A 15,075-nucleotide genomic window follows, 5' to 3' on the forward strand; every position below is an offset into this window, starting at 1 on the left:
GACGCGTCATTCGCCGGGCGACGTACCCGTGCGGCCGTTCAGCTCGGCCTGGACCGTGGCCGCTGCGGACTCGAGCGCCCTGCCGAACTCCGGGACGAGTGGGTTGGGGTTGCCCGGGCGGGTCACCATGCTGATGCGCCGCACGACGCTGGCGCCGTCGATCCGGGCCAGGGCCAGGCCGGGCTCCAGGGTGCGCGGGATGCCGAGCACCGGAACCAGCGCGACGCCGAGTCCGGCCCGGACGAGGCCGAGGATCACGTCATAGTGGTCGGTCCGGCAGCGCACCTCGGGCACGAAGCCCGCGTCCCGGCACAGCTTCTCCAGGACGGGAGGCGTCGGTGGGATCCCGTGCGTGGCGATCCAGGGAACGTCGGCGAGGTCGCCGAGCGCCACGGTGCTGCGCTGCGCCTTCGGGTGCCGGGCAGGCATGACGACGCGCTGCGGGTCGGACAGCAGGCCGGTCACCTCGAGGTTGGGCGGCACCGGGTAGGGCATCACGGAGTGGTCGAAGACGACCGCCACGTCCAGCGAGCCCTGCTCCAGGAGCGGCAGCAGCTCGTGGGTCTGGCCGGGGAGCAGTCCCAGCTCCGCCTGGGGATGCGCCGCGACGAACCGGGACAGGGCGAGGGGCACCATCCGGATCCCGCCGGAGGAGAAGAAGCCGATCCGGAGGCGACCGGCCCGCCCCTGTCCCAGGGCGGTCACCTCCTCCTGGGCCTCCCGCATCATCGTCGCGATCGTCTCCGCGTGCTCGGCCATGCGGCGGCCGGCATCCGTCAGGCGCAGGCTTCGCGGTCCCCGCTCGACGAGCGCGACGCCGATCTCCTTCTCGAAACGGGAGAGCTGGTGGGAGACCGCCGACGGGGTGAGGTGCAATGCCTCGGCGGCTCCGGCGATCGAGCCGTGCACGGCGATCTGCGCGATCACTGCGAGCCTGGCCGACGAAAGCACGGGCTCAGGGTAGTGGAGGCGGAGATCTTCCCGGACCGGCGCCGCCGGGTCTCCGCCCGCTCTCGGCCGGACCCGCCCGCTAGGTAGAACACGTTCTATGGTGATCCCCGGCGTGCCCTCGCCGCCGCGAGCCGACCAGGAGGAACCGATGACCGACCAGCCCACTCCCCGCGCCCAGCGCTTCGCCGGCCGCCGCGTCATCGTCACCGGCGCGGCCGGCGGTCTCGGCCAGGTCGTCGCCGAGCTGTTCCGGGCCGAGGGAGCCGCGGTGGTCGCCACCGACGTGGCTCCCGCCGAGGACGTCGTGGCCTGCGACCTCTCCGACGACGCGGCACGCGAGGGGTTCGTGGCGGACGCCCTCGCCGAGCTGGGCGGGCTCGACGTGCTGTGCAATGTCGCCGGCATCCAGCAGTTCGCCGCGATCGGCGCGATCACCGCCGACGCGCTGCGGCGGCACTTCGACGTCAACGCGCTCGCGCCGCTCATGCTCGCCCAGGCCTGTGCCGAGGCGCTCGTCGAGAGCAAGGGCAATGTCGTCTCCGTCGCCTCGATCTCCTCGGTCATGGGCCAGCCGTACAACGCGCCGTACTGTGCCTCGAAGGCCGCGCTGCTGCTCGGCATGCGCGCCCTCGGCGTCGAGCTCGCCACCCGCGGTGTGCGGGTCAACTGCGTCTCGCCCGGAGGCATCGCGACCCCGATGGTCGAGGCCGCGGCCGCCGGCCTCCCGGCCGACACGAACTGGGACCTCATCGCCCGCAGCACCTCGGTCATCCCCGGCTTCATGCCGCCCGCCGACGTCGCCGAGGCGCTGCTCTACCTCGCCTCCGACGCCGCGGCGTCCGTCACCGGCGCGAACCTCGTCGTCGACCGCGGCGTCGTGTGGTGAGCCCGCTCCGCGCGGTCGTCACCGGCGCCGGCCCCGGCTCGATCGGGCTCGCGGTCGCCGACGCCCTCGCCGCCGAGGGGTGGGACGTCGTCGTCACGACCCGCTCCGCGGAGCCCGCGCGCCACCGGTGGCACCCGCTCGACCTGGCCGACCGGGCCTCGGTCGGCGCCTTCGCCGGCTGGTACGCCGACCGCTCGGACCGCCTCGACCTGCTGGTCAACAGCGCGGGCATCCACCTCGACCTCGGCTCGCGGTGGAGGCAGCCCCAGCTCGTGGACGGGCACGAGGTCCACTGGCGCACCAACTACCTCGGCACCGTCGACCTCACGACGGCGCTCCTCCCGATGCTGCTCAGGACGCCCGCACCGACCGTGCTCCACGTGGTCTCCCAGCTGCACGAGCGGGGGACCACCGACCAGCTGGTCGGCCGTCCAGTGCGCTACGACTCCTGGGCGTCGTACGGGACCTCGAAGCTGGGCCTGGTCCACCATGCCGCGCTCCTCGCCGAGGAGTACGCCGACCAGGGCCTGCGCGCCCTCGCCGTGCATCCCGGCGCGGTGTCCACGAACATCGCGAACCGCGGTCTCGAGACCCGCCCGGTCCTGCGCCGCCTGCGCAACCTGGCGCTGCCGCTCGAGCGGCGCAGCCTGATGACCCCGGCCGCCTCCGCCGCCCTCCTCGTCCGGCTCGCCACCGACCCGCAGGCGCCCTCGGGCTACTACCGCAAGGGCCGTTCCGCCGAGCCCGCGCCGACGGCCGGCGACCTCGACGCCCGCGCCGCGCTCGCCGCCGCCACGCGGGCCTGGCTGGCCGGGGGTGGCGCGCAGCTGTAACTACCTGTTCGTGTTGCTCCCTGACCGGTAGACGGGTCAGGGAGTGACACGAACAGCTAGTTACAGCTCGCCCGCGCCGCCGACGAACACGCAGGCCACCGGCTCCACCTCAGCCCAGCCGCTGGGCGAGCAGCTCGGCGAGGTGCAGCGGCTGCGCGTCGGGAGCGAGCTCGTCGAGCTGGGTCCGGCAGGAGAACCCGTCCGCGAGCACGACCCGGGCGGCGTCGCCCGCGGAGCGTCGTACGGCGGGCAGCAGGTTGGTCTCGGCGACCGCGACGGACACCTCGTAGTGTCCCTGCTCGACCCCGAAGTTGCCGGCCATGCCGCAGCAGCCCGGCACGGCCTCGACGGTGGCGCCGGCCCGCTCGAGCAGGGCCTGGTCGGTGCGCCAGCCCATGACCGCGTGGTGGTGGCAGTGGGGCTGGGCGACGACCCGCGTGCCGGTGAGGTCGGGCGGCGTCCAGCCGGGGGTGCGCGAGAGCAGCTCGGCCAGCGTGGTCGTCGCGGCGGCGACGGCCGCGGCGTCCTCCCCTGCGACCAGCTCGCGCAGCTCGTGGCGCAGCACCGCGGTGCAGGACGGCTCCAGGCCGACGATGGGGACGCCAGCACGCGCGTCGGCGGCCAGGGCGTCGACCATCCCGCGCAGCCGGCGGGCCGCGCCGTCGAGCTGGCCCGTGCTGATCCACGGGAGCCCGCAGCACTCCTGCTGCCGGGTGATCCGCGGGTCGTAGCCCGCGGCGCGCAGCACCGCGACCGCGGCGTCGGCGACCCGCGGCGAGAAGTGGTTGGAGAAGGAGTCGACGAAGAGCACGACCGGGGTCCCCGTCCCGACGGCGCCGCCGAACGCACGGCGGAAGGTCCGTCGGGCGAAGGCGGGCATCCGGCGCCGGGTGTCCACGCCGGCCGCCTTCAGAGCCACCGTGCGCAGCGGCGCGACGTCCATCGAGCGGTTGGCGAAGCCCGGCATCGCCGAGCCCAGCTTGGCCCAGCGCGGAAGCCAGCCGACGGAGTAGTGCGAGCGCGGTCGCAGCCGGCGCTTGTAGGTCTGGTGCAGGACCTCGGCCTTGTACGACGCCATGTCGGTCCCGGTCGGGCAGTCGGAGGCACAGCCCTTGCACGACAGGCAGAGGTCGAGCGCCTCGTGCACCTCGGGCGAGCCCCAGGTCGTGCTGCTGGAGCCGTTGACGATCTCCTGCAGGAGGCGGGCACGGCCCCGGGTGGAGTGGATCTCCTCGCGGGTCGCCTGGTACGACGGGCACATCACGCCGCCCGCGGCGCTGTTGTCGGCGCGGCACTTGCCGACGCCGGTGCAGCGGTGCACCGCCTGCCCGAAGTCGCCGCCGTCCGCGGTGTAGGCGAGCGCCAGCCCCTTGCTGAGCCGTGCGGCCGACGAGTAGCGCAGGTCGGCGCTGCTGGAGGCGGGATCGACCAGGATCCCGGGGTTGAGCACCCGGTCCGGGTCGAAGACGTCCTTCACGGCCGCCATGAGGGACAGAGCGGCGGGGGAGTACATCCGCGGCAGCAGGTCGCTGCGCGCCCGCCCGTCGCCGTGCTCGCCGGACAGCGACCCGCCGAGGGAGGTGACCAGGTCGGCGGCGTCCTCGAGGAAGGCACGGAACGCCTCCGCCCCGTCCGCGCGGTCGAAGGGGAAGTCCATCCGCACGTGGAGGCAGCCCTCGCCGAAGTGCCCGAAGGGCATGGCGCTGAGCCCGTGCTGCGCCAGCAGATCCTCGAAGGAGGTCAGGTAGGTGCCGAGATGCTCGGGCGGCACGGCGGCGTCCTCCCAGCCGGCCCACGCCGGCTTCCCCGACGGGGCCCGGCCCGCGAGCCCGGCGCCGTCGGCGCGGATCCTCCAGAGCCGGTCCGCGGTCGCCGGGTCGTCGACGACCAGCGCCGAGACGCCGAGGCCGGCAGCGGCCAGCAGCTCGGCCTGGCGTCGTACGTCGGCGGGGTCGGTGCCGGAGAGCTCGACGAACATCCATGCGTCCCCGGCGGGCAGCGGCGGCACCGCGGCGGGTCCGCGCCGCTCCCGGATCACGTCGACGATGCGCCGGTCGAGGCCCTCGCACGCGGACGGGGCGAAGGCGAGCACGTCGGGCGTCGCGAACCCCGCGGTGGGGAAGTCGGGGAAGCCGAGCACGACCATCACCGCGACCTCCGGGGCGCGGACCAGCCGCACGGTCGCCTCGGTCAGGACCGCGAGGGTGCCCTCGGAGCCCACCAGGGTGCGGGTCAGGTCGAAGCCGTGCTCCGGGGCGAGGCGGTCCAGGGCCAGCCCCGACACATGGCGCCCGAACGTGCCGAACTCGGTCCGCACGGTGGCGAGGTCGCGCGCGACGAGCGTCCGCAGCCGGTCGACGACGTCGGATCCGGCCGCCTGCGCGGTCGGCCGCCCCGACTCGTCGTAGCCGGTGCTCAGCTGCGAGCCGTCGGCGAGCAGGGCCCGCACGGCGCGCACGTTGTGCGAGGTCCGGCCGTAGGCCAGCGAGCGTGCTCCGCACGCGTCGTTGCCGATCATGCCGCCGATGGTGCAGCGGGTACTGGTCGAGGGGTCCGGGCCGAAGCGCAGCCCGTACGGCGCCGAGGCCTGCTGCAGCGCGGCCTGGACGACGCCCGGCTCGACGACGGCTGACGCCGCATCGGGGTCGACGGCGAGGATGCGGTTCATGTGCCGGCTGAAGTCGACGACCACGCCGGGGCCGATGGCGTTGCCGGCCACCGACGTCCCGGCGCCGCGGGCGGTGACGCTCAACCCCTCCGACCGGGCGGCCGCGAGGAGCGCGGCGACCTCGTCGGCCGAGCGCGGGAAGGCGACGGCCGCCGGCGGCACGCGGTAGAGCGAGGCGTCGGAGGAGTAGGCGCCGAGGACCGCGGCGTCGTCGCTGACGTCGCCCGCTCCGTGGCGCTGGAGCTGCTGAGCGATGCCGGACACGGGCGCAAATCTATCGGCGCGCTACCGGGTCACCGCAGTCGCGTCCACGCGTACCCGTTCTTGAGCGAGCCCCAGCTGGAGAAGGTCTCGACCCGCCGCACGGTCGGGTGGTCGGCGATCGTCGCGAGCACCACGCGCGCGACCGCCCCCGCGTCCGGCCCGAGCACCATCGCGATCAGGTCCTGCCGACCGAAGGTGCGGGTCAGCATCGACACCTCCGGCACGGCCGCGAGCCGGGCGACGGCCTCGTCCGTGCGGCCGTCGGCCGTCTGGATCCCCACGACGGCGTTGGCGCCGATCCCGAAGGCGCGTACGTCGGAGATGGCCTGGATCCGGATCGCCCTGTCCTCCTGCATCCGGCGGATCCGGGCGCGGACGGTGGCCTCGCTCGTGCCGAGCTCGGCGGCGATGCCACGGTTGCTCCGACGGGCGTCCACGTTGAGCCGGCGCAGGATCGCGAGGTCCAGGTCGTCGCGGGAGCCCGGCTCGGCGGGGTCCGGGAGGTCGCCCGGGGGTGGGCCGGACAGCAGCGCCCAGTGGGAGTCGTACTTCACGACCTCGGTGACCAGCTCGCCGTGCACCTCGGCGACGCCGTCGATGCGCGGCAGCACGGTGCTGGTGAGCTCGCCGAGATGGGCCAGGTCGCGGGCAAGCAGCGAGGCCATGACGTCGTACCCGCCGGTGCGCACGGTGACGCCGATCGCGTCGGGCAGGGCCGCGACGCGCAGTGCCACCTCCGTGATGGGGGCGTCGGCCACCCGGATCATGGCGAAGGCGAGGACCTGGTGCCCGAAGGCGAACAGGTCGCGCACGGCGACGACGCGCATGACCCGGTGCTCCTCGAGCAGCCGAATGCGGTGCGCGACGGTCGTCTTGTTGGTGCCCAGCGCCGTCGCCAGCGAGCGGCTGCTCTCGCGCCCGTCGACGCGCAGGCGCTCGATGATGGCCCGGTCGAGCTCGTCGAGCTGGTGGTGGTCCCGCACGGCGCACATCCTCGCAGGTCGCCGCGGACTACGAAACAGAGCGTCTATGCACGCTCTTGACACTCCTATGCGCGGGATCAGCGAAGAAATGCTACGTTTCGGCAGTCGAACGAGCAATGAGGAGAAGCGATGCGTCGTACGATCTCGGGCGTGGTCGTCGTCCTGGCGGCCTCGGTGCTGCCCGTGGCGGGCGCGGCGCCTGCCAGAGCCGCCGATGACCCGTGGCGCCCCGTGCTCCCCCTGGGGTCCGGCGGGACCGCCGCGCCGGCCGTCGCCACGGACGACCGCCGCGAGCACCCGGTGGCCGCGCACTCCGCGCCGCACGGCACCGGCCGGGCGGTCGTCGTCCGCCGGCTCGCCGCCGGCGCGGGAGGACCCCAGCAGGTCGCGCTGGACGGGCTCGACCAGGTCCTGAACGGCTCGCGGCTCGCCGTGGCGCGGGACGGCACCGCGTGGGTGGCGGCGGAGGTGACGAGTGCGGGCACCCGATCCGCCCGGGTCGTGGGCGTGCGTCCCGACGGCAGCCGCGTCGGGGCGTGGACGCTCCCGGGCGTCGGCGTGCGGCCCACGCCGGTGGTCGACCCCGCGGGTGTGCCGACCCTGGTGTGGCTGGACCGGACCGGCACCACGGGCTGGGCAGGGATCCGCGCGTCGCAGTGGCGCAATGGCGCGTGGACGGTGCCCGTCACGGTGACGAGCGACGAGGTCGAGTGGGAGGACTGGGACCTGGCCGTCGACGGAGCGGGCACCGTCTCCGTCGCCTGGGTCGCCTCCGAGTTCGGCGCGGAGCCCCGGGTCCGACAGCTCGCCGCCACCGGGACCTGGGCGGCGACCACCACCGTCGCGGCGGGGGGCACGGTGGGGCCACGGCATCCGGTCCTGCGGGCGAACCATCGCGGTGACCTCGTGCTCGCATGGCACGCGCGCCACGCCGGAGACGTGCGGCGGGTGCGCGCGGCGTACCGGTCCGCGGGCGGCGAGTGGACCCCCTCCAGCGCTCCGGTGTCGGAGGGTGGCGTCCTCGCAGAGGCGCCCTACCAGCCGCCGGGGGGCGGGCCCGCGACGACGCTCCCGACCCGGCCGAGCGCCGCGATCGGCCCGAACGGAGAGGCGAGCGTGGCGTGGGTGCGCAGTGTGGGCGGCGTCAACGTCCTCGAGGCGTCGCGCCACCTGGGCGGAGCAGCGTGGGGCTACTCCGCCCAGCTCAGCCTCCCCGGCCATCGGGCCTACGAGTCGGAGGCGATCGTGGACGCCCGCGGCGTGACCGTCTTCGCGTGGTCGGACAGCACGGGGGTGGGCTCCGAGATCCACGCGCTGAGCCTCGAGCCGAACAGCGTCGTGCGCGCTCGGCTCGGCGGCGGCCCGGAGGCCTACTGGCCGCACCTGGCGGCGCTCGTCGACGGCAGCGTGGTCGCCGTGTGGGGTGAGACGACCGGGGACGCCGAGCAGGCGCGGCTGCGCGTGCGCGACGCCGGCGGGCCGGCCACGACGGTGACCGGACCGGCCGCCTCCGTCCAGCGCGGCACGCAGGTCCCCTTCGCCTGGTCCGCGAGCGACCCGTGGAGTCCCATCGCCTCGTACGACGCCGAGGTGACGACCGCATCGCACCGCGGCGGCTTCGGGAGCTGGCGTCCGCTGGCCTCGGGCGGTGCGACCTCGGCGACGGTCGCCGCCGCGCCGGGGGAGACCGTGTGCGTGCGGGCGCGGGCCCGCGACAGCGTGGCGAACGCGGGCGGCTGGTCGGGGCGCCGGTGTGCCGTCGTACCGCTCGACGACCGGGCGGCCAGGGCCAAGGGTGGCTGGAAGCGGGTGAAGGCCCGCTCCGCCTATCTCGGCACCCTGACCCGGGCGACGCGCCGGGGTGCCATGCTCCGGCTGGCCGGCGTCCAGGCCAGCGAGCTCTCGCTGGTCGTGACGCGCTGCCGCACGTGCGGCACGGTGAAGGTCTCGTTCGGGGGCAGGAAGCTCGGCCGGTTCAGCCTCAAGGGACGCAAGGCCGCCCAGACGGTGGTGCCGCTCGCGAGCTTCCCCGGCGTCCGGAGCGGCACCCTGGTGGTCAAGGTGGTCTCCCGGGGCCGGCCGGTGCCGATCGACGCCATCGCCGTGCGCCGGGACTGAGCCGCCTCGCTACGCTCCGGGGAGCATTCGACGACTGTTCGACGACTCAGGGGGCGCGCATGCGGCTCGGCATGATCATCGACTACTCCGGCGGCTTCGCCGAGACCGTGGAGCTCCTGCAGGAGTACGAGCGCAACGGGCTGGACCTGGTGGCGATGCCCGAGGCGTACTCGTTCGACGCGGTCAGCCAGCTCGGCTACATCGCGGCGAAGACCGAGCGGCTCGAGCTGATGTCGGCGATCTTCCAGATCTACACCCGCACCCCGTCCCTGACCGCGATGACGGCGGCCGGTCTCGACTTCGTCTCCGAGGGCCGCTTCACCCTCGGCCTGGGCGCCAGCGGTCCGCAGGTCATCGAGGGCTTCCACGGCGTCAAGTACGACGCGCCGCTCGGCCGGACCCGCGAGGTGATCGAGATCTGCCGCCAGGTGTGGAGGCGCCAGCCGGTCGAGTTCGAGGGCCGGCACTACGACATCCCGCTGACGAGGGAGAAGGGCGGCTCCGGCCTCGGCAAGCCGCTCAAGATCATCAACCACCCGGTGCGCAGCGACATCCCGATCTCGGTCGCCGCGCTCGGCCCGAAGAACGTCGCCCTCGTCGCCGAGCTGGCGAACGGCTGGCAGCCGCTGTTCTTCCACCCCGGCAAGGTCGACCTCGCCTGGGGGCCCTCGCTCGAGGAGGGCTTCGCCCGTCGCGATCCCGCGCTCGGCGAGCTCGACATCCAGCTCCAGATCGCCTTCCACCTCGGCGAGCCCTCGCCCGAGGCCGTGCAGGCCGTCCGCAACCAGCTCGCGCTGTACGTCGGCGGCATGGGAGCGCGGGACAAGAACTTCTACAACCAGCTGGCCTGTCGGTACGGCTACGACGCCGAGGCCAAGGAGATCCAGGACCTGTACCTGTCGGGGCGCAAGGCCGAGGCCGCCGCCGCCGTACCGCAGGAGCTCGTGGATGCGGTCACCCTGCTGGGCGACGAGGACGCGATCCGGCGCCAGGTGGCGGAGTTCCACGCCGCCGGGGTGCGGACCTTCCTGCTCAACCCGCTCGCCGCCACCGCCGAGGAGAAGGTCGCCCAGGTGCGTCGGCTCGCCGAGATCGTCCGGGAGGTCGCGCCAGGGAGCCGGGTCTAGTCGGTCACGAGGTCGCGCTTCGCGCGGGTGATCGCAGCGACCGCGCGGCCGTAGCGGATCGGCACCGCGCCGAGCGCCAGCGCGCGCTGCCGGGTCGGCTCGGTGACGTCGAAGTGCTCGGTCGCCGTGCCGGGGTTCTGGATCCACCGGGCCTCGAGCCCGAGCCGAGCGGCGAAGGCGAGCAGCTCGCGGCGACCCGCCTCGCCGGGCAGGTCGGACAGCAGGTGCGACCAGATCCCGTCGACGGGACCGACCGTGGCCTCCCGCTGCATGTCGTCGACGTACACCGTCACGCGCCTACCCTCGCACGCCCCCTCGCGTGTGCCGCACACGGACCGGACGCCCGACCGCCGGTCCCCCCTCATACGGGAGACCGGCGGTCACGGTGCCGACGTGGGCTCAGCGCACCCGGCCGTAGAAGACCGAGCCGGTCCAGATCCGGTCGCGGCGCACCGGGACGCCCGGCCGCGACGCGTGCCAGATCGTGCGGTCGCCGGCGTAGATGCCGACGTGGTAGACGCTGCCGCCACTGGTGAAGAACACCAGGTCACCGACCTGCGGGCTGCGCACCCGCTGGGTGGCGCCCGCCTGGGCGCCGGAGGTGCGGGGCAGGTTCTCGCCGACGTGGCGGTAGACCCACTGCACCAGGCCGGAGCAGTCGAAGGCGTTCGGGCCGGCGGCGCCGTAGGAGTAGGGCTTGCCGGCGCGGGAGCGGACGGTCGCCATGACCTTGTCCGCCCGCTTCTTGGCCCGCTTCTCGGCCTTCTCCTTCTTCGACTTCTGCTCCGACTCCGCGCCGGTCGTGGCGCCGTCCGCGGCATGGTCCTTGTTCTGCTCGGCGGCGGTGGTGAAGCTCTGGTCGTCCGCGTGGGCCTGCGGTGCCGGGGAGAGCAGGCACGCCGAGGCGAGGGCGGGTACGACGAGCAGGCGCGCGGCAGCGCGCAGGGCGATGGTGGACATCAGAGGAACTCCGTCAGCGGCGCCTGCGAGAGATGACCTGTCGGGCTTGGGCTGCTGGTGCCCAGGGACCTGTGGTCCCTTCGCCCCGAGCCGGACCGCGGTCCGGCGTACTGCTGGGTCTCCCGTGCCCGCGCTTGGCTCATCGTGCTCGATGTCTCCCCACCGTCGAGCGCGGGCCTCGGCGCGACGCGGGGGCCTCCCCGGGGTCGGGGAGGTCTCGCCGACCATTCAGCCTGCTTGCAAGAGCAAGCGCAGTGGCCGCGGTCACCTTCGCGGGGTGGCGATCCTCACCCCGGGCCGGTGTAACGCAGGCCCTCCGGCCGGGCGGCGGCGGCGAGAAGCTCGCCCGAAAACCGGTGCGCCGGTCCCGAGCCCGCGAGGGCTCGGGACCGGCGCAAGGAGCCGTGCGGGTCTCCCCGCGAGGCGCGTCAGACGCGCGGGAGGGTGGGGTACTCCACGCCGGAGATGTGCTGGACGGTGCGCACCACCTGGCAGGAGTAGCCGAACTCGTTGTCGTACCAGACGTAGAGGATCGCGCTGTCGCCGTCGACGATGGCGGCGTTGCCGTCGATGATCGAGGCGGCCCGCGAGCCGATGAAGTCGCTGGAGACGGCGTCGGTGGCCTCGGTGTAGTCGAGCTGGCGGCTCAGCGGTCCGGTCAGGGAGACCGTGCGCAGGTGCTGCAGCACCTCCTCGCGGGTCGTCTCCCGCTTGAGCTGCAGGGACAGGATCGCGATCGACACGTCCGGGGTGGGCACCCGGATGGAGTTGCCGGTGATCTTCGCGTCGAGGTCGGGCAGCACCTTCGCGACGGCGGAGGCGGCGCCGGTCTCCGTGATGACCAGGTTGAGCGGCGCGGAGCGACCGCGGCGGTCGGCCTTGTGGTAGTTGTCCAGCAGGTTCTGGTCGTTGGTGAACGAGTGGACCGTCTCGACATGGCCGCGGGTGATGCCGAACTCCTCGTCCATCGCCTTGAGCGGCGGGACGATGGCGTTCGTGGTGCACGAGGCGCAGGACAGCACCTTCTCGGCCGGGTCGACGTCGAGGTGGTTGATGCCGTGCACGATGTTCGGGACGTCGCCCTTGCCCGGTGCGGTGAGCAGCACCTTCGCGATGCCCGGGCGCAGGTGGCCCGACAGGCCGGCGCGGTCGCGCCAGATGCCGGTGTTGTCGATGAGGATGGCGTCCTTGATGCCGTACTCGGTGTAGTCGACCTCCTCGGGGGAGCTGGAGTAGATCACCTGGATCACGTTGCCGTTGGCGATGATCTGGTTCTTCTCCTCGTCGACCGTGATCGACCCGTTGAAGGCACCGTGGATCGAGTCGCGCCGCAGCAGCGACGCGCGCTTCTTGAGGTCCTCGCCCTTGCCCTTGCGCACGACGACCGCGCGCAGGCGCAGGCCGTTGCCGGAGCCGGACTTCTCGACGAGCAGGCGGGCGACCAGACGGCCGATCCGGCCGAAGCCGTAGAGGACGACGTCCTGGGGGCCGGGGGCCGCGGACTTGTTCTCGCCGATCGCGTCGGCCAGCACGGAGGCGGTGAACGCAGCGACGTCCTGGCCGGCGCCGTTCTCCTTGTAGGCCTTCAGCAGCAGCGCGAGGTCGATCTTCGCGGCCGCGATGTCGAGGTCGGCGATCGCCTGCAGGAACGGGAGGGTGTCGGTCACCGAGAGCTCCTCGCCCTCGATCATCCGGGCGAAGCGGTGCGTCTTCAGGATGCTGACGACCGACTTGTTCACCAGCGAGCGGCTGTGGAGGAGGATCGTGACGTCCTTCTCGCGGTGCAGCTTGCCGACGATCGGGATCATCGCCTCGGCGAGCTCCTCGTGGTGCTTCCAGCGAGTGAACTTCTCTTCGGTGGTGCTCAACGCTTCCCCTCTTAGCAGGTCGACAAAGCCGCTCGATGGTAGGCCCGCCCTCTCGCGGACGCCTCATCGGCCCGCTCGGTGGACGCGTGCGGTCGGTCACACGCCCGCGGGCCCGGCCCCGGCACCGAGAGCGCGCCCGAGGCCGCCGCCGTGCCCCCTCCGTCGAGGTCGTGGATATGTCAACATTCCGGGCTACGATGGCAGCGATGAGTACGACGACGCAGTGGCTCGACGACGAGGAGGCACGGGCCTGGCGGGCCTGGATCGACCTCAACGCGCAGCTGTCCGCCCGGCTCAACCGCGAGCTGCAGGCGGCCAGTGGCCTGTCGATCGCGGACTACGAGATCCTCGTCGCGCTCACCGACGACGACGTGCCCGACCACTCCCTGCGGATGTACGAGCTCGGCGAGCGGCTGCAGTGGGAGAAGAGCCGGGTCTCCAAGCAGGTCTCGCGGATGGAGGCACGCGGCCTCGTCGTGCGCCGCCACTGCGCCGACGACCGGCGCGGTGCCTTCGTCGACCTCACCGACGCCGGTCGGGAGGCGATCGAGGCCGCGGCTCCGGGCCATGTCGCCCTCGTCCGCGAGCTCTTCTTCGAGGGTCTCGACGCCGAGCAGGTGCGCGGCCTGGGTCGGTTCGCGACGAGCGTGCTGGCCCGGCTCGGCGAGCGCTGACCGGCGCCCGGCGTCACGGAGCCGGGCTGCCCCCCATGTCGGCAACCGCCAGTGAGGCGAAGACCATCGCGGCGCCGAGCGGGGCGCCGGGGCCGGGATAGGCGGAGCCGAACACCGACGCGGTGGAGTTGCTGGCGGCGTACAGGCCGGGGAGGGGCTCGCCCGCACCGTCGACCACCCGGCCGCGGGCGTCGGTGACCAGGCCCCCCTTGGTGCCGAGGTCGGAGAGGACGAACCGGGCTGCGGTGTACGGCGGCCGGTCGACGGGCACCAGCACGGCGCCCGGGCCGCCGCCCCCGGCGAAGAAGGTGTCGTACTCGTCCTCGCCGCGGCCGAAGTCGGCGTCCCTTCCGGCGGCGGCGAGCTCGTTGTAGCGCGCGACGCTCGCGCGCAGGACGGCCGGGTCGAGACCGATGGCCGCGGCGAGGTCCTCGACGGTGTCGGCCTCCACCCAGGTGCCGGCGGCCAGGTGCGCAGCCCGCTCTCCCTCCGGCATCGCGATCGCCGGCAGCCGGCCGTCCTCCTTGGCGTCGAAGACCAGCCAGGACGGCGTCCGTGCGGGGTCCTCGGCCATGACCCGCCCGAAGCGGTCGTAGGGGAGGCACTCGTTGGCGTAGCGCCGACCGCTGCTGTCCACCATCAGGCCGCCGCGGAAGCCGAGGGTGAACGCGGCCGTGCCGTCGGGGTGCTCCAAGCCCGGGCAGAACCAGCCCTCGCCGGACCAGTCGGTGGCCGCGCCGATCGCCGCCGCCGCGTCGATGACCTCGCCGGTGTTCGTCCCTCGCGGCGCCATCGTCCAGGCCGCGTCGCCGGGTGTCCCATGGGCGGCGCGGCGCTCGGGACTGCCCTCGAAGCCGCCGGCGGCGACCAGGATCCCCCGCCGCGCCCGCACCTCGCCGGGGCCCTCGGGACCGTCGTACCGGACGACGGCGACACGACCCTCGGCGTCCCGGCCGAAGCCGGTGACCTGACGCCCGGTCGCGATGGTGCCGCCGTCGCGCACGGTCATCGCCGCGAGCCGGGCTATGAGCGCCTGGCCACCGGACAGGGTGGAGCGTCCTGCCCCGCCGGCGCGGTCGCGCTCGACCGGCGGCCGCACCAGGGCCGCGACGGCCGGGTCGAGCTCGTCGCGCCGGATGGCCCGCGGCTGGATCGAGCGGCCCATCGGGACCCGGCCGGGGGCGTCGTAGTACTCCGCGAACGGGATCCACTCGAAGTCCATGAGCGGGTCCTCCTCGAGCCGCGCGACCAGCCGTGGCGACTCGGTGAGCAGGGCCTCGACCCGCTCCTGGTCCGGGTCGTCGAGGACCGCCGCGAGATAGGCCCGGGCCCCGTCGGTGGAGTCCGGCAGCCCCGCTCGGCGCTGGACGTCGCTGCCGGGCAGCCAGCACGCGCCCCCGGAGTACGCCGACGTCCCGCCGACCAGCGGCGTCCGCTCGAGCACCAGCGTGCTGAGCCCGGCGGCCGCCGCGAGCGCCGCGCCGGTGAGGGCGCCGCCTCCCGAGCCGACCACCACGACGTCGTACTCCTGTCGCAGGGGCGCCGCCCCGACCACCGTCGCGCTCATGCCAGAACGATAACGTGTTCTACTTCTGCGCACTGCCCGGTGGTTGAGGTGCGAGGAGCGCCAGCGACGAGCGGCCCGGTGGTTGAGGTGCGAGGAGCGCCAGCGACGAGCGGCCCGGTGGTTGAGGTGCGAGGAGCGCCAGCGACGAGCCTCGAAACCTCCGGCCCCGCCCGCGT

12 protein-coding genes are annotated in these 15,075 nt (G+C 73.9%); 5 read left to right on the top strand and 7 right to left on the bottom strand.

Annotation, left to right across the window (positions count from 1 at the left end; translation table 11 throughout):
- Positions 1–6 precede the first annotated feature (6 nt).
- Positions 7–951, bottom strand: coding sequence for a LysR family transcriptional regulator (locus tag ACJ5H2_RS01410; RefSeq protein ID WP_408897779.1), 945 nt, complete (start codon positions 949–951; stop codon positions 7–9).
- Positions 952–1,099: 148 nt separating this feature from the next.
- Here ACJ5H2_RS01410 and ACJ5H2_RS01415 point away from each other — a divergent pair, with 148 nt between their 5' ends.
- Both ACJ5H2_RS01415 and ACJ5H2_RS01420 read left to right on the top strand, forming a co-directional pair.
- On the top strand, positions 1,100–1,837 hold the full coding sequence (locus ACJ5H2_RS01415; RefSeq protein ID WP_408897780.1) for an SDR family NAD(P)-dependent oxidoreductase: 738 nt from the start codon (positions 1,100–1,102) through the stop codon (positions 1,835–1,837).
- Positions 1,834–2,670 (top strand): SDR family NAD(P)-dependent oxidoreductase, encoded by an 837-nt coding sequence (locus ACJ5H2_RS01420; protein ID WP_408897781.1) that lies wholly within the window; start codon positions 1,834–1,836, stop codon positions 2,668–2,670. Before ACJ5H2_RS01415 ends, ACJ5H2_RS01420 begins: the two co-directional genes overlap by 4 nt.
- Before the next feature lie 109 nt (positions 2,671–2,779).
- Here the strand turns inward: ACJ5H2_RS01420 and ACJ5H2_RS01425 are convergent, their stop codons facing one another.
- Positions 2,780–5,602: an FAD-binding and (Fe-S)-binding domain-containing protein gene (locus ACJ5H2_RS01425; protein ID WP_408897782.1), complete on the bottom strand. Its 2,823-nt coding sequence runs from the start codon at positions 5,600–5,602 to the stop codon at positions 2,780–2,782.
- 29 nt (positions 5,603–5,631) lie between these two features.
- On the bottom strand, positions 5,632–6,585 hold the full coding sequence (locus ACJ5H2_RS01430) for an Lrp/AsnC family transcriptional regulator (RefSeq protein WP_408897783.1): 954 nt from the start codon (positions 6,583–6,585) through the stop codon (positions 5,632–5,634).
- 129 nt (positions 6,586–6,714) lie between these two features.
- Here ACJ5H2_RS01430 and ACJ5H2_RS01435 point away from each other — a divergent pair, with 129 nt between their 5' ends.
- A complete protein-coding gene (locus ACJ5H2_RS01435; RefSeq protein WP_408897784.1) occupies positions 6,715–8,703 on the top strand; it encodes a hypothetical protein in 1,989 nt (662 codons plus the stop codon).
- Positions 8,704–8,762: 59 nt separating this feature from the next.
- Complete coding sequence (locus tag ACJ5H2_RS01440) at positions 8,763–9,830, top strand: LLM class F420-dependent oxidoreductase (protein WP_408897785.1); 1,068 nt, start codon at positions 8,763–8,765, stop codon at positions 9,828–9,830.
- On the opposite strand, the gene ACJ5H2_RS01445 is transcribed toward ACJ5H2_RS01440, so the two are convergent.
- The 3 genes from ACJ5H2_RS01445 to ACJ5H2_RS01455 form a co-directional block, all read right to left on the bottom strand.
- On the bottom strand, positions 9,827–10,123 hold the full coding sequence (locus ACJ5H2_RS01445; RefSeq protein ID WP_408897786.1) for a DUF4031 domain-containing protein: 297 nt from the start codon (positions 10,121–10,123) through the stop codon (positions 9,827–9,829). The genes ACJ5H2_RS01440 and ACJ5H2_RS01445 overlap by 4 nt on opposite strands.
- Before the next feature lie 106 nt (positions 10,124–10,229).
- Positions 10,230–10,790 (bottom strand): C40 family peptidase, encoded by a 561-nt coding sequence (locus tag ACJ5H2_RS01450; RefSeq protein ID WP_408897787.1) that lies wholly within the window; start codon positions 10,788–10,790, stop codon positions 10,230–10,232.
- A 428-nt stretch (positions 10,791–11,218) separates the two neighbouring features.
- The gene (locus ACJ5H2_RS01455) at positions 11,219–12,658 is read right to left on the bottom strand and encodes a glyceraldehyde-3-phosphate dehydrogenase (RefSeq protein WP_408897788.1); all 1,440 of its coding nucleotides are present in this window, start codon (positions 12,656–12,658) and stop codon (positions 11,219–11,221) included.
- 206 nt (positions 12,659–12,864) lie between these two features.
- On the opposite strand from ACJ5H2_RS01455, the gene ACJ5H2_RS01460 reads away from it, so the two are divergent.
- Positions 12,865–13,332, top strand: coding sequence for a MarR family winged helix-turn-helix transcriptional regulator (locus ACJ5H2_RS01460; protein WP_408897789.1), 468 nt, complete (start codon positions 12,865–12,867; stop codon positions 13,330–13,332).
- 13 nt (positions 13,333–13,345) lie between these two features.
- Here ACJ5H2_RS01460 and ACJ5H2_RS01465 read toward each other — a convergent pair whose 3' ends face one another.
- Positions 13,346–14,899: an FAD-dependent oxidoreductase gene (locus ACJ5H2_RS01465; RefSeq protein WP_408897790.1), complete on the bottom strand. Its 1,554-nt coding sequence runs from the start codon at positions 14,897–14,899 to the stop codon at positions 13,346–13,348.
- Positions 14,900–15,075: the final 176 nt, after the last annotated feature.

Origin of the sequence: Nocardioides pymetrozini (genome assembly GCF_046058985.1) — a bacterium.
Classification (GTDB): Bacteria; Actinomycetota; Actinomycetes; order Propionibacteriales; family Nocardioidaceae; genus Nocardioides.